At 63.8% G+C, this 13,777-nt stretch carries 11 protein-coding genes; 1 reads left to right on the forward strand and 10 read right to left on the reverse strand.

Annotation, left to right across the window (positions count from 1 at the left end; genetic code table 11):
* Positions 1-16: 16 nt before the first annotated feature.
* From IVB23_RS32290 to IVB23_RS32320, 7 genes are all read right to left on the reverse strand, one after another.
* Positions 17-736: an SDR family oxidoreductase gene (locus tag IVB23_RS32290; RefSeq protein ID WP_197964612.1), complete on the reverse strand. Its 720-nt coding sequence runs from the start codon at positions 734-736 to the stop codon at positions 17-19.
* A complete protein-coding gene (locus tag IVB23_RS32295) occupies positions 733-1,587 on the reverse strand; it encodes an ATP-binding cassette domain-containing protein (protein WP_247801254.1) in 855 nt (284 codons plus the stop codon). Before IVB23_RS32295 ends, IVB23_RS32290 begins: the two co-directional genes overlap by 4 nt.
* The gene (locus IVB23_RS32300; RefSeq protein WP_247801255.1) at positions 1,584-2,459 is read right to left on the reverse strand and encodes an ABC transporter ATP-binding protein; all 876 of its coding nucleotides are present in this window, start codon (positions 2,457-2,459) and stop codon (positions 1,584-1,586) included. The genes IVB23_RS32295 and IVB23_RS32300 overlap by 4 nt, the downstream gene beginning before the upstream one ends.
* Positions 2,456-3,343, reverse strand: a complete 888-nt coding sequence (locus IVB23_RS32305; protein ID WP_247801256.1) for an ABC transporter permease — start codon at positions 3,341-3,343, stop codon at positions 2,456-2,458. Before IVB23_RS32305 ends, IVB23_RS32300 begins: the two co-directional genes overlap by 4 nt.
* Positions 3,336-4,343 (reverse strand): ABC transporter permease, encoded by a 1,008-nt coding sequence (locus IVB23_RS32310; RefSeq protein ID WP_061883597.1) that lies wholly within the window; start codon positions 4,341-4,343, stop codon positions 3,336-3,338. The genes IVB23_RS32305 and IVB23_RS32310 overlap by 8 nt, the downstream gene beginning before the upstream one ends.
* A gap of 32 nt (positions 4,344-4,375) precedes the next feature.
* The gene (locus IVB23_RS32315; RefSeq protein ID WP_197488843.1) at positions 4,376-5,914 is read right to left on the reverse strand and encodes an ABC transporter substrate-binding protein; all 1,539 of its coding nucleotides are present in this window, start codon (positions 5,912-5,914) and stop codon (positions 4,376-4,378) included.
* Between the two features lie 84 nt (positions 5,915-5,998).
* On the reverse strand, positions 5,999-7,231 hold the full coding sequence (locus tag IVB23_RS32320; protein WP_061883595.1) for a dienelactone hydrolase family protein: 1,233 nt from the start codon (positions 7,229-7,231) through the stop codon (positions 5,999-6,001).
* Between the two features lie 204 nt (positions 7,232-7,435).
* Between IVB23_RS32320 and IVB23_RS32325 the strand changes: the two genes are divergently transcribed.
* Positions 7,436-8,029 (forward strand): winged helix DNA-binding protein, encoded by a 594-nt coding sequence (locus IVB23_RS32325; protein ID WP_063816741.1) that lies wholly within the window; start codon positions 7,436-7,438, stop codon positions 8,027-8,029.
* A 569-nt stretch (positions 8,030-8,598) separates the two neighbouring features.
* On the opposite strand, the gene IVB23_RS32330 is transcribed toward IVB23_RS32325, so the two are convergent.
* From IVB23_RS32330 to IVB23_RS32340, 3 genes are all read right to left on the reverse strand, one after another.
* A complete protein-coding gene (locus tag IVB23_RS32330; protein ID WP_247801257.1) occupies positions 8,599-10,560 on the reverse strand; it encodes a hydantoinase B/oxoprolinase family protein in 1,962 nt (653 codons plus the stop codon).
* Positions 10,561-10,563: 3 nt separating this feature from the next.
* Positions 10,564-12,588 carry a hydantoinase/oxoprolinase family protein gene (locus IVB23_RS32335; protein WP_346659157.1) on the reverse strand — a complete coding sequence of 675 codons (2,025 nt, stop codon included), beginning with the start codon at positions 12,586-12,588 and terminating at the stop codon, positions 10,564-10,566.
* Positions 12,589-12,752: 164 nt separating this feature from the next.
* Positions 12,753-13,712 carry a helix-turn-helix domain-containing protein gene (locus IVB23_RS32340; protein WP_247801259.1) on the reverse strand — a complete coding sequence of 320 codons (960 nt, stop codon included), beginning with the start codon at positions 13,710-13,712 and terminating at the stop codon, positions 12,753-12,755.
* Between the last annotated feature and the right edge of the window lie 65 nt (positions 13,713-13,777).

The raw sequence follows: 13,777 nt of genomic DNA on the forward strand, positions 1-13,777 counted from the left end.
AGGTCTGACGCGAAATTCAACCCGGCGACGCCAGCTGGCGTTCGACACCCTTGGGATCATGGGCAAGGCCTTGTGCAAGGCCGCGCGCCATCTCGCCGACATAGATCTCCTCCTCGCCGGCCTCGAAGCCGTCGAGGATTTCCTTCGCCGCATCCGCGGTCGTCATCTTCGGGATAGTCAGCATCGCAGTCATGCGGGTGTCGATCGCACCGGGAAGTGCGGCAACGACACGCACGCCCCTCGGGCCGAGATCGCCGCGCAGGCCCTGAGTCAGGCTGAGGCCCGCCGCCTTGGAGGCGCAGTACGATCCCATGAATGGCAGATTCACGCGTGCGAGGATGGTGAGGATGTTGAGGACCGCCCCCTTGTTCCTGACCAGCGCGGGCGCGAAGGCCTTGGTCACCCGCAGCGGCGCGAGATAGTTGATCTCAATCTCCTCGCGGGCGATCGCAAGATCGGGAGCGACCATGAAGCCGGTGTTGTGGTTGATTCCGGCATTGTTGATCAGCACCGCGACGTCGCCGAACTGATCGGCGGCTTTCGACACATCGTCGTCGCTCGTCACATCCATCTTGACGGGGACGATGCCGTCCGAGGCTGTCAGGGCGAAAACATCGCGCGCGGTAGCATAGATCTTCGCAGCCCCGCGCGCCTTCAGTTCGGCGATGAGCGCCTGCGCGATCGCTCCGGCAGCACCTGTGACGAGCACGACGGAACCTCTGATTGTCTCGGTCATGCGGCTGATCCTTGCTGTTGCGGAGAGACGACCGAGGATTCATCGAGCCAGCCCGGCTCGACGTCGGGCAACGGAATCGCGGCGAGCAATTGCCGCGTATAGGCGTGCTGCGGAGCACCGAACACGCGTGCGACCGGGCCGGATTCGACCACTTCGCCGTGATGCAGGATTGCGACGTCGTCGCAAAGCACACGCACGACCGAGAGGTCATGGCTGATGAACACCATGGTGAGGCCAAGCCGCGCACGCAACTCCTTCAGCTGGAGCAGGATGTGCGCCTGGGTCGAGACGTCGAGACCCGACACGATCTCGTCGGCAACGATGAAATCGGGCTCGAGCGCAAGGGCGCGTGCGATGCCGGCGCGCTGGCGCTGGCCGCCGGACAATTCGTGCGGATAGCGATTGGCGAAATCGGACGGCAGGCCGACCAGATTGAGCAGCGCGGCCGCGCGCTCGCGCTGATCGCGCTTGCCCTTCAGCCGCCCGTGCACGCCGAGCGGGCGCGTCAGCGTCGTGCCGAGCCGGAGCCGCGGATTGAGCGAAGACTGCGGGTCCTGAAAGATCATCTGGATGCGTGCGCGCAACGGGCGCAGCGCGGCCTCGTCGAGCTGACCTATCTCGAGGCCGTCAAACTGGATGCTACCAGAGGTCGGCTTCAACAGCCGCACCAGCAAACGGCCGAGCGTGGTCTTGCCGGAACCGGATTCCCCGACGAGACCCACCACCGAGCCACGCGGCACCGCGAGATCGACGCCCTTGATCACTTCGCGAAGAGTCGGCTTCCCGAACAGGCCGTTACGCTGCGGATAGCCGAAGCCGAGGCTGCCTGTCTGGAGCAGGATATCGCTCATGCAGCCCCCACCGCCGGAACCTGATCGAGTCGGTACGCCTCCGACCACAATTGGTCGATGAGATCAGGCGGCACTGGACGCAGCGCTTCCGCAGGCCGGTCGGCGCGCGGCGTCGCGGCGAGCAGCGCACGGGTATACGCATGGCGCGGTCGCACCAGCACGTTGGCCGTCTCGCCCTCCTCCAGCACCCGGCCGGCATGCAGCACCGTCATGCTGCGGCAGATCTTGGCGACCACGCCGAGGTCGTGGGTGACGAACAGCACGGCGCTGCCATGGCGCAGGCGTAACCGCTCGACGAGCTGCAGCACCTGGCGCTGGACGGTAACGTCGAGCGCCGTGGTCGGCTCGTCGGCAATGACGAGCGCGGGATCACAGGCAAAAGCCATCGCGATCAGCACGCGCTGGCGCATGCCGCCGGAGATCTCGTTCGGATAGAGCGCGAGGACCCGCTCGGGGTCATGGATCGCAACCTCGGCCAGAAGCTCGGTGGTGCGCGCCAGCGCCGCACGCTTCGACAGGCCGAGATGATGCCGCAGCAGATTGCCAATCTGCCTTCCGATGCGTTTCACCGGATTAAGCGAGGTCATCGGATCCTGTGGGATGAGCGCAATGCGGCGGCCGAGCAGGCTGCGGCGTTCGGCCTCGGCCATGGCCAGCAGATCGCGGCCCTCGAAGGCGATGCGCCCTGCGGTGATGCTTGCGTTCGCCGGCAACAGCCCGAGCACGGCACGACCGAGCATGGACTTCCCGGCGCCGGATTCGCCGACCAGCCCGCGGACCTCGCCCGGCTGCACATCGAGGCTGACACCGCGCAGAACATTGGCGGCCCCGATCGCGACCTTCAGCCCTTCCACCGCGAGTGTCGCCGTCATGAGCGTTGTACCGGATCTAGCGCGAGACGCAGGCCGTCGCCGAACAGATTGAGGCCGATCACGCTGGTGATGATGCAGACGATCGGCAGCGCCATGATCCACGGCGCCTGATAGACGATCTGGCGACCCTCGGCGATCATGCTGCCCCAGGTCGGCGTGTCACCGGCCACCGAGATGCCGACAAAGGACAGGATGACCTCGACCAGGATCGCAATGCCCATCTCGACGGCGAGGAGGGTCACCAGCAGGGGAACGAGGTTGGGCAATATCTCCAGCCGCAGCAGCCTGGCCCGGCTCAGGCCGATCACTTGCGCGGCGGCGGCATAGTCGCGCGTGAGCTGCACCATGGTCTCGGCGCGAATGACGCGGGCAAAGCGCGTCCAATCGATCACCACGATCGCGGCGATCACCGAGGTTAGTCCGGCGCCGATCACGGTAGCCAGCACGATCGACAGCAGCACCGGCGGAAAGGCCATCCAGACGTCGATCAGCCGCGAGATGGACTGATCGACCCAGCCGCCAAAACTCCCGGCAAACAGGCCGAGCGCGACGCCGATCAGCGCAGCGAGCGTTGCCGCGATCAGTGCGACCATCACGGCCGTACGCGCCGAATAGGTCAGGCGCGACAGCACGCAGCGGCCGAGGCTGTCCGTGCCGAGGAGATACGCGTGATCCCCGCCAGTCATCCAGGCCGGCGGCAATTGCGCCGACATCAAATCCTGCTCGAGCGGATCGTGCGGCGCGAACACGGGCGCGAATATCGCGGCCAGCACCAGGAGAGCGACCAGCACCGTGCCGATCCAGAGACGCGGACCGCCCCGCCTCAAGCCCGCAAGCAGGCGCGACGGCGGCGCGGCAAGCGAGGCGATTGCGATGTCAGCCATGGCGCAGCCTCGGATCCAGCATGGTGACCATGAGATCGACCAAGAGATTGAGCGCAATGAATAGCACCGCAAAAGTGAGGACCAAGCCCTGGATCAGCGGAAAGTCGCGGTTGATCACCGCATCGATCGCCATGTTGCCGATACCCTCATAGGAGAAGATGCGCTCGACCAGCACGGTGCCGCCGAGCAGCAGCGTCACCTGCACGCCGCCGAGCGCGACCGTCGGGATCAGCGCGTTAGGAAACACCTCGTGCAGCAGGATGTTCGGGCGCGAATAGCCGCGGGCGCGCGCGATCTGGGCATAGTCCTGATCCTCGGATTCCGCCAGCGACGCTTTCAACAGACGCGCCACCAGGGCCGCAAACGGCAGCGCCAACGCGAGCGCCGGCAGGATCATGTGATGCAGAAGCGCGAAGGCGATGTCGAAGTGGCCGGTCAGGATGCTCTCGATCAGGAAGAAATTGCTGCGCAGGTTGAGGTCGATCTCCGGATCGATCCGGCCGGAGATCGGCAGCAGCGGAATCAGCACACCAAACAACAGCAGCAGGATCAGCGCCCAGAGGAAATCCGGAATCGCGAGCAGCACGCCGATGCCGCCATCGACGACCCATTCGGCGCGCCGGCCCCGCAGCAGAATGCCGACAAGCGCTGCGACAACGCCAATCACGACGGCGATCATCGTCGCCAACAGCGCAAGCTCGATCGTGGCCGGCAGCCGCGCCAGTAGCAATTCCAGCACGTTTTGCCGCACGCTGATGGAGCGGCCGAAATCGCCGCTTGCGACCTGGCCAAGCCAGGTCGCAAATTGTTGGAGGATCGGCTGGTCGAGGCCATAGAGCGCACGGAGCCGGCCGATGTCGGCCTCCGAGGCGCCGGGCGGGATCATCATGGCAATGGGATCGCCCGGCACGACGCGCAGCAGCACGAAGACGATCACCGCCACACCGAACAATGTGGGTGGGACGAGGACAAGTCGCCTGATCAGCTCGCCCGATCGCATCCTTGTGCCCCCCCTTTTTCGAAGCCGGCGGCTCAAGCCGGCGTGACGAGCTGCGGAAGGATCATGCCGTTGGATTGCGACACGACCTTGAGACCCTTCTTGTGGATGATCGGCTGCACATATTGGAACAGCGGAATCACCTCGCCCTCCTCGGCGATGTACTTGTCGACGGCCTTGTAGCCGGCGATACGCTTGGCCTCGTCTTTCTCGCCCCAGAGGGGCCCGATGCGCTCGACGAGATCCTTGCCCTTCCAGGCGCAATGCGGCGAGGGACCAAACATCGCAAAGCCGGTCGAGGTCGAGGGATCGCCGATCGCGTTGCCCCAATTGTAGAAGGCGGCCGGCGCCAGCGCGTGGCGTGCGCGCAACTCGAAATGCTTGGCGATCTCGTATATCTCGATATTGGCGTCGATGCCGACCTTGCGCCACATGCCGACGATCGCCTGGATCATCTCGTAGTCTTTCGGCTTGAAGCCGCGCGTGGTCTGGATCGTGAACTTGACCGGCTTGTCCGGAGAATAGCCGCTCTTGGCGAGCAGGCTTTTCGCAAACTGGGGATCGTAGGCAACTTTGATGGAGGGATCGAATGCCGCATAGCCCGGCGCCTCGAGTGTCGAGATCGGCACGCCGTAGCCCTTGAGAAGCCGGTCGACGATCGCCTTCTTGTCGATCGCATGGTGGGCGGCGAGCCGCACGTTGCGGTCGAGCATTGGGTCGATGTCGGTGATGAAGATCATCGCGATGTCGGATACCGGCTTGGTCTGCCCTGCCAGGCCCGGCTTGGCTTTGAGGCGGTCGAACTCTTCGTAAGGGATCTCGAAGGTGAGATCCGAGCCGCCGGATTCCATCTCGGCGACGCGGCTCGTCGGATCAGTGATGAACTTGAAAACCACGGTCTCGAAAGCCGGCTTGCCGCCCCAGTAGCCAGGATGCGCCTTCAGCCGCAGGAAGGCGTTGCGCTCGAAGGCATCGACCTTGTAGGGGCCCGATCCGATCGGCGCCTTCTCGAAACCTTCGGCACCGACCTTCTCGAAATAGGCTTTAGGCAGAATATAACCGGTGAGGAACGCCATCCATTTGAACAGCGTCGGCTCGAATTCGAGTACGTCGCCGGTGATGGTGTTGCCGTCGATCGTGTAATTGCCGACCTTGGCCCAGACGAACTGGATCGGATTGCCGCCTTTCGGATCCGCCGCGCGGGTAAGCGACCAGACGACATCCTCAGGCGTCACCGGCGAGCCGTCATGCCAGGTTGCGCCCTTGCGCACATCCATCGTGATCTTGCTGCGATCCTCGTTCCATCCCCATTTCGTCAGCAGCCCGGGCTTGAAGGAGAGGTCCGGCGCCTGGCCGATATAGGGGTCGAACACCGCCTGATAGATCGACTGGATGGTCGGGTTCACGGCCGAGAGGCCGACAGTCGGGTCGAACGACGGCAAATTGACGTTATAAGCGATGGTCAGCGTGCCCGGCGTAGCCGCAAGTGCGCCACCGGTGAGACCCGAGGCGAGCGGCAGCGCGGCGACGCCGCCGGCCAGCTGGAGAAGCGAGCGACGAGAGAGATACGACATGTTCATGACCCCCAACACGATGGACGAGAGATTGCGAGCATTTGCGAAAACGGCGCCGCAAGCGGCGCCGTCGATTAGATCTGCTTATTTCCCGGCGCTCTCGGACCAGCGCGCCATCAGCGTGTTGGATGGCAGCGATTCGTCGACCAACTTCTTGGCGGTCTCGACGCCGGCCACCGGCAGCTTGCTTGGATCAATCAGGCCGATCTGCACCAGCACCGACGCCTGGTCCCAATAGATGTGCTCGTTGTAGAGCTTGTCGCCACGGAAGCGCACGATCGCCACCAGCGGGATCTCGACATACTTGCCGGTCGGCGGCACGCCGGGCAGCATCCAGTCGATCTCGATGTCGTGGGTGAAGCAGAACAGCATCTCGTCGACGATGCGGTCCGAACCGATGGTACGGGAGATCGGCACCAGCTTGGTGTCCTGCGGCGTCTTCGGAATGAAGTGGTTCTTGTAGAAACGCAGCAGGTCACGATGGCCCACGCCACCCGTCATGGTCGGGATGTGGTTGACATAGGGCTCGGCAACCATGGTCGTCATGGTCTGCTCGGCCGACCGCGTCGCGAATTCGAGTTCGGTGTGCTTGTCCCACAGCGCCGAGAGGTCGTAGTGCGGGCCAAGCACCTTCCGGAACAGCGCGATCGAGCGTGTATAGGCCATCAGCGTCGCGGGCTTGTTGAAGCTTGTGCGCTCCGGCGCAGCGAAGGCGTGGTCGCAACCGGGGTAGAGGTAGAATTCGATCTCAGGCCGGCCCTTGAACGCCGCCATGATCTGTGCTCGCGCTTCCGCCGGCGCAAAGCGATCGAGCTCGGCGAAATGGAAGACCACGGGGCATTTGACGTCGGCCGCTTCGCTAAGATCGGCCTCGATGCCGACGCCGTAATAGCTGACGGCGCAGTCGACATCCGTCCGCGAGGCAACGAGATAAGCAAGCTTGCCGCCAAGACAGAAGCCGAGCGCACCGACCTTGCCCTTGCATTCGGGACGCGCGCGCAGCACCTTCAGCCCGTCGGCAGCGTCCTTGATCGACTGATTGGCATCGAAGCGTTGGTAATAGCCCATTGCCTTGCCGAAATCGGCCTCAGTGTAGCCGAGCTCGACGCCGGGCTCCATGCGCCAGAACAGATCGGGTGCCAGCACCACATAGCCTTCCTCGGCGTAATGGTCGGCAACCTCACGCATCGATTCGTTGACGCCGAAAATCTCCTGCAACAGCAGGATGCCGGGACCGGAGCCCGAAGCTGGGACCGCGAGGTACCCCTTGAACGTGCCACCATCCTTGGCAGCGATCTCGATCCACTGTCCAGCCATCGTGATCGTCCCCTCTCCTCGTTGAGCCCTTGGAGCCTTCCCCATCGCGGCGCGTCTGTTTGACGCGTCGGGCACGAGGCAAAGGCGGTTGCCTTGTCATCATGCTTTCTTAATTGAATTTTTAATGTAAGAATCGAACTTGTAAATAGCATTGATTGAGCACAGCCTGCCCAGGCAGTAAGCGAGGGCGGGAATCAGGAGACGATGTTGAGGAAGACGCAGAAGGCGGCCGCGCGACGAACGGGCACCGCCGCGAGAGACAAGCAGCGGCCGGCCGCGACGGAGCGGCCAGGCTCGTGGCACCTGGCGCGCACCGAGACCGAGCTGCGCCTCTCCGAGTTCGAGTTCAGGCTGGAGCGGCTGGCGCAAGCCTATTATCGGTGGAAGGCTGCCTGCCTTGCCGCCGTCTGCGACGTGCCGTTGACCGGAGACGACGTCGCCGTGCTCAACGTGGTGCGCATGGGCGATGAACCCAAGCGACTGTCAGAGATCGGCCAGCTGCTCAACCGCGTCGACGTCCCCAATCTGCAATATGCGACTCGCAAGCTTGTAAAGGCCGGTTTGATCGAGACCGAGGGCTCGTCCTCGCGCAAGGAGACGCGCTACCGCGTGACCGACCGGGGCCACGACGTCACTGAAGCCTATGCCGCCTTGCGCGCGGAAACGCTCCCGCCGATGTTGGAAGCACTGGACGACTGGGCCGAAAAATCGGAGGCCGCGGGCTCCCATCTCGAACTGGTGTCGAGCCTCTATACGCAGGCCGCCCAGGCCGCGCTCATACGGCGGCATCAGCCCTGAAGCTGCTGTGCAGTCTCGCCTGCGATTGCAAAGGGAGAGATATCCCGGCATGACTCGAACATGCGACTTACGGCGTGGGAATAAGTTGGTTAATTCTAACGGCGGTTGACTATGCCTTGTCTCCGGTAAGCGCGTCGCAGACTGCATCCCGTGCGGCGGTCGGCACTGGCAGGTTCTTGCCATCATTCCGGCCGCACGATCGAGGACGGCATCCTTGCCGACGACTGTAGCCCATTCGCGGATGCGCCAGACGGAGCGGCTGGCTGCGGCCGTGAGCACGTCGAACGCCGGAAGTTCCGCCAGCGTGGCGCGCGTGACCGCCGCGCCGACCTCGACCACATCGGCATCGACCTTGATCGCGTGGAGCTCCGGAATCTTCTCTATTGCGACGTAACGGTGAGCGGCTCATGCCGGATTGGAGCGCGCATGATCCAGGTACCACCGGCCAGGGCCGCGGCCGCTGAGCCGCCTTCGTCGTGGGCTTCGAGCGCGGCCGGCAGAGATGGTGCGACGTCGACGGACCTCGAAGCGGGGGTCTGCATGGCGTCTGGAGCTCTCGGTTTGATCGGTCAGCCTGTGCTCCATTTCGCTACTGAGCGCCGCTCGAACACGTCGCGGAACTGACTTGTGGATTTTGGAAGAAGCGCTCCAGTGCCCCAGTCGAGGATCACGGCATGCTGGCGGATCGCGTCGAGCGCGCTGATCATACCGCTGCGATAATTTTCCGCTACGATCTCAGGATCGAGCCGCACATTGGCGACACGCTCGGCCCTGATTTTGGCGCGAAGCGCCGCAGTCGCGGCCATGTCGACCTCATATTCGCACAGTTCAGCATCGACGGTGCGCACGACCACGCCATAATCCTTGGCGGCGCGTTCGATCGAGACGTAGTCGTCCTTGATATCTTCGATCACGAGGGCCGGGTCGCGTTCGAGTGGATCCCCAAACCCGCCGCCGCCCGCAGTCGGGCGTGAGAAGATATCGCCTTCGCCGATCGGGACATCCGAGAAGATCGAGCCGAGCCGCTCTTCGCCTTTGCCGTCGGCGCGGGTCAATGTCAGGCCGTGCGGCATGGACGGCAGACCGCCCTCGATGCCCCACACCACCGCACGCTCGCGGTCGCAGATATAGGAGATCACGGTTTTCTCCGCCTGGAGCATGCGGGAGGTTTTCACGACGCCGGCGCCGCCGCGCCATTTGCCCGGACCGGCTGAGTCCTTTAGGATTTCGCATTCCGTGGTCAGGATCGGATTGGCGCGCTCCTGGCCTTCGACGGGTTGCGACATAAGACCTGTGCCGAAGCAAGCCGTCGTGACGTTGCTGCCGTCCTTGCCGTTGCGCCCGCCCCAGCCGCCCGGCAGCCAGTCGTAGAACATGAAGATTGGCTTGTCGGAGCTGCGGGCGTCGAGACCACCCGTGAGCAGATATTCGAGATTGAACGCGCAGGCGAGCGCGCGCTCCGGCATCAGCTTCGACCACATCTCGTAGATCGAGTTCATGATCTTCTCGAACGGCATCAGGAAGCCGGTGACCGCGATCGGCCATTTGGCATCGATGATCGAGCCTTCCGGCGCGATGATTTCAAAGCAGCGGTAGAATCCGGAATTGAGCGGGAGATCCGGGAAGAAAGTCTTCATGCCAGCTGCGACGGCCGAGAAGGTTGTGCCGAAGGCCGAGTTGTAGATCGAGCTGATGGTCGGATGGCTGCCGGTAAAGTCGTAGATGGCGCGGTCGCCTTCGATCGTCAGCTTGATACGAATCGGGATCATGCCTTCGCTGCCGGCGGGATCGCGGTCGATGAAGTCGACGGTCTCCCATTCACCGTCGGGCAGCGCCGCGATGCGCTGGCGCACTGAACGCTCGACGTAGTCCTGCACGGCGCCAAGGCCGGTCTCGACCGTGTCGCGACCATATTTGTTGACGAGACGCAGGATCTCGCGCTCGCAGACCTGGGTGGCCTGGGACTGCGCCTGGATGTCGCCGATGATCGACGCCGGATCGCGGGTATTGGAGGCAATCAGATGCGCAACGTCCTTGCAGAAGCGCCCCTTGTCGAACAGGCGGATCGGCGTGATGCGCAGCCCCTCGCGGAACATTTCGCGTGCGGCGACGTCGAACGATCCCGGCACGCTCCCGCCGACGTCCGACCAATGACCGTTCGACTGGCTGAAGGCGATGATCTTGCCGTCGGCAAAGATCGGCCGGATCAGGCGCACATCCGGGAAGTGCGTGCCGCCGGCGTAGGGGTCGTTGATGGCGAAGACGTCGCCCTCATGCATGTCACCGTCGAAGAAGCGCATGACGTCCTTGCAGGTGAAATGCAGCGTGCCGACATGGACCGCGATGTCCTGATTGCCCTGTGCGGCGCACTCGCCGCGGGCGTCATGCAGGGCACTGGAAAAATCGCGGTTGTAGATGACGAAGGAGTAGCAGGTCCGAAGCACCTGCTCGCCCATCTGGTCGACGCTGGTGATGAAGGAGTTCTTGAGAACTTCGAAGGTGACGGGGTCGAGCGGGAGGTCTCCGGCCATGGTTCACTCCTTCACGCGGATGATGATGTTGAGATATTTGTCGACCTCGGCGCTGGCGCCTGGCGGCACGACAGTGGTTGCGTCGACCTGCTCGACGATCGCGGGGCCCTGAAAGGAGAAGCCGCAGGGCAGGTCGTCGCGCTCGTAGACGGGCGTGTCCAATCCGTTGCCTTCGAACCACACCCTGCGGCGGCCAACCGGCTCAGGGATCGCACCGGTCGGTTCGTGGACGGCGAACTCCGCCTTGGGGACGACGCCCACCGCCTTCAGATTGAGACGAAAGAAGCTGACCGGCGCGCTGTCGCGGCGGAAATTGTATTCACGCTGGTGCTCGGAATGGAAGCTCTGGACGAGGTCGGCGATCGCGCCGATGGGGCTCGGCGCGTGGACCGCGAGCGAGCGCCACTGGCCGCGATACATCATGTCGATCGATCGCTGGAGCACGATATCCTGTGGTGCGATGCCTTCGTAGGTGAGCCGGGCGAGTGCGTCCTTCTCCAGCGCCGCGAACTGCGCCTCGATATCGGCGGCATCAGCCTCGTCGGCGCCGACCATACAGCTCTGCGAAAAGTCGTGCTGCATGTCGACCAGGAGGCAGCCAAGAGCCGATGTCACGCCGGGATTAGGCGGCACGATGACGACGGGGATGGCAAGCTCGCGCGCGACATCGACCCCATGCAGGGCACCTGCGCCGCCGAAGGCGACCAGAGCGAAATCGCGCGGATCGTAGCCGCGGCTGATCGAGATCAGCCGCACAGCATCCGACATGTTGGCGTTGGCAACCTTGACGATCGCGTCGGCAGCCTCGTGCAGGCCGAGGCCGAATGGCTTTGCGACGCCGTCCTCGACTGCCTGGCGTGCCAGCATGGGGTCCAGCTTCACCTTGCCGCCGGCGAGATTAGTGCCGAGCCGGCCCAGCGTGACGTTGGCATCCGTATTGGTGGGCTGCGTGTTGCCGTTGCTGTAACAGGCGGGACCCGGAAAGGCGCCGGCGGATTGCGGCCCGTTGCGCAAGGAGCCGGCCGAGTCGGTCCAGGCCAGTGATCCGCCACCGGCTCCGATGGTGAGGACCTCGATGGACGCGAAGCGGATCGGATAGCCGAACTCGATGTGCCAGTCCTTGGTGATGCGCGATTGCCCTTCATAGGCCAGCGAGACGTCGGTCGAGGTGCCGCCCATGTCGAGGCCGATCGAATTGGGAAAGCCGCAAAGACCGGCGATGTAGCGGCTGGCGATGGCACCGGCGGCGATTCCGGAACCAGCCAGACGCGCGGCGAAGTCCTTGACGCTGGCCGGCGTCATGACGCCGCCGCCGGTGTGCAACAGCAGGAGATCGCGGGTATAGCCTTCCTCGGCGAGGCGCTCGCCGAGCCTACTCGTGTAGCTAACCACGACCGGGCTGACGACGGCATTGGCAACGGTCGTCGAAAACCGCTCGTGCTCGAAGATTTCGGGGAGCACCTGCGAGGAGATCGAGACCGGAATGTCAGGCATTTCCTCGATGAGGATATCGCGCATGGCCCGCTCGTTCGCCCCGTTGAGATAGGCGTTCATGAAGCAGACCGCGATCGCGGCAACGCCGCGGCGCTTGAGGATGCGCGCGACGTTGCGCGCGGCCTCGACATCGAGCGGCTCGATCACGATGCCGCCGGCGTCGACCCGTTCCGGCACGGTCAGGCGGTCGCGCCGCGGGACATAAGGCTTGACGACATCCTTGTAGGTGTCCCAGAGGTCTTCCTTGTTGGCGCGCCGGATCTCGATGACGTCGCGAAACCCCTTGGTCGTGACCACGGCGGTGCGTGGCAGGCGGCGCGTGATCAGTGCGTTGGTCGCAACCGTCGTGCCGTGGGAGAATAGCGCCACATCGGTAAGATTGATGCCTGCCTTGGATACGCCGCCCATGATCCCCTCGATGGGATCGGGCGTCGACGACGTCTTTTCGATACGGATGAGGCCGGTTGCCTCGTCCATGATGCAGATATCCGTAAAGGTGCCGCCGACGTCGACGGCCACACGAAGGTTCTGCACCATGCGACTTCCTCATCGAATTGCGATCACCGATCATATGCAAATCGGTGGCGGCAGTTCTTGACGCTGAGCGCAGGAAAATTTGTGCGAGAGAGCAGCAACGGTCGACGTGCCGACGCCGACTATCGGCTGCCTAAGGGTTGGTCAGGCGCGCAAATGTGCCTTCAGGATAGGGCGGTGCGTGCCGCAGCGCGGGCCTCGCTCGGGGTGCAGCCGAACCGGCTGCGGTAGTTCCGGCTGAACTGGGCCTGGTCACCGAAACCCCAATGGTAGGCGATTTCCGAGATGCTCTTGCGGCAGGACGGATCGCGCAGCATGGCGTCGGACATCGACAGGCGCTGGTTCCGGATATAGGCGCAAACGGTGACACCTTCGCCCTCAAAGACCTGATGAAGATATCTGAGTGAGATGCCACAGCCGTCTGCGACCATTTGCGGGGTGAGCCGCATGTCGTCGAGGCGAGTGCGAATGAACTGCTCGCAGCGATGGAGATGGCCATTGCGAACGGACGAGGAATGGCCCACCAGCACGCGGTCGTCGGATTCGATCACCATCGCCAAGAGATCGATGAGATGCTTGCCCATTACGGCGCGAGCCGTGTCGTCCATATCCGCGATGCGTTCGCCGGCAAGTCGCAGCGTGTCGACGAAAAGTGCGCCCACGCTGCGGCTGGCGTCGAATTGCAGCGTGGCAAGGCGTTCCGGGCGGGATATCCGAGCACGCAGGACGGCGCTCGGGATCTTCAGCACCCAGAGCGCCGCCGGATCATGATGGCTGAATTCATAGGGCAGATGGCTTCGCTCGATCACGAATGCGCCGGGCCGGCACCGAACGTCCTTGCCGTCCTGCACGAAACGGATCTCGGCGAGCTCGGGGACCGTGATGAGGAAGCATTCTTCCCGCTCATTCGCGAGGTGCCGCTCGCGGCGCCTGTAGAGCAGGCCATTTGAGACATTGCGGGATATCGAGATCGGACCCATGGACCATGCGCCCAGGCCCGCATGGAAGTTGCGACCGCCGGGAAAGACAAGATCGAGCGGGAAGTAGGTGTTGGAGACAACGTCCCGCCAGAAATGCCGTCGATTTTGCAAGGGAACATCGCTGGTCGCATAAGTGGCCTGCATGCCGCACTCCGTCCTTGTCGTCGTCCGTTTGGGCCTTACGGTCTTTCATCGCGCCGACTGCCGTG

The organism is Bradyrhizobium sp. 191 (genome assembly GCF_023100985.1).
Classification (GTDB): Bacteria; Pseudomonadota; Alphaproteobacteria; order Rhizobiales; family Xanthobacteraceae; genus Bradyrhizobium; species Bradyrhizobium diversitatis.

Coding starts and splice junctions, on each gene's coding strand:
- IVB23_RS32330 (WP_247801257.1), bottom strand. CDS start 10,560: ATGGCCGGAGACCTCCCGCTCGACCCCGTCACCTTCGAAGTTCTCAAG.
- IVB23_RS32300 (WP_247801255.1), bottom strand. CDS start 2,459: ATGACGGCGACACTCGCGGTGGAAGGGCTGAAGGTCGCGATCGGGGCC.
- IVB23_RS32320 (WP_061883595.1), bottom strand. CDS start 7,231: ATGGCTGGACAGTGGATCGAGATCGCTGCCAAGGATGGTGGCACGTTC.
- IVB23_RS32305 (WP_247801256.1), bottom strand. CDS start 3,343: ATGGCTGACATCGCAATCGCCTCGCTTGCCGCGCCGCCGTCGCGCCTG.
- IVB23_RS32325 (WP_063816741.1), top strand. CDS start 7,436: ATGTTGAGGAAGACGCAGAAGGCGGCCGCGCGACGAACGGGCACCGCC.
- IVB23_RS32315 (WP_197488843.1), bottom strand. CDS start 5,914: ATGTCGTATCTCTCTCGTCGCTCGCTTCTCCAGCTGGCCGGCGGCGTC.
- IVB23_RS32290 (WP_197964612.1), bottom strand. CDS start 736: ATGACCGAGACAATCAGAGGTTCCGTCGTGCTCGTCACAGGTGCTGCC.
- IVB23_RS32310 (WP_061883597.1), bottom strand. CDS start 4,343: ATGCGATCGGGCGAGCTGATCAGGCGACTTGTCCTCGTCCCACCCACA.
- IVB23_RS32340 (WP_247801259.1), bottom strand. CDS start 13,712: ATGCAGGCCACTTATGCGACCAGCGATGTTCCCTTGCAAAATCGACGG.
- IVB23_RS32295 (WP_247801254.1), bottom strand. CDS start 1,587: ATGAGCGATATCCTGCTCCAGACAGGCAGCCTCGGCTTCGGCTATCCG.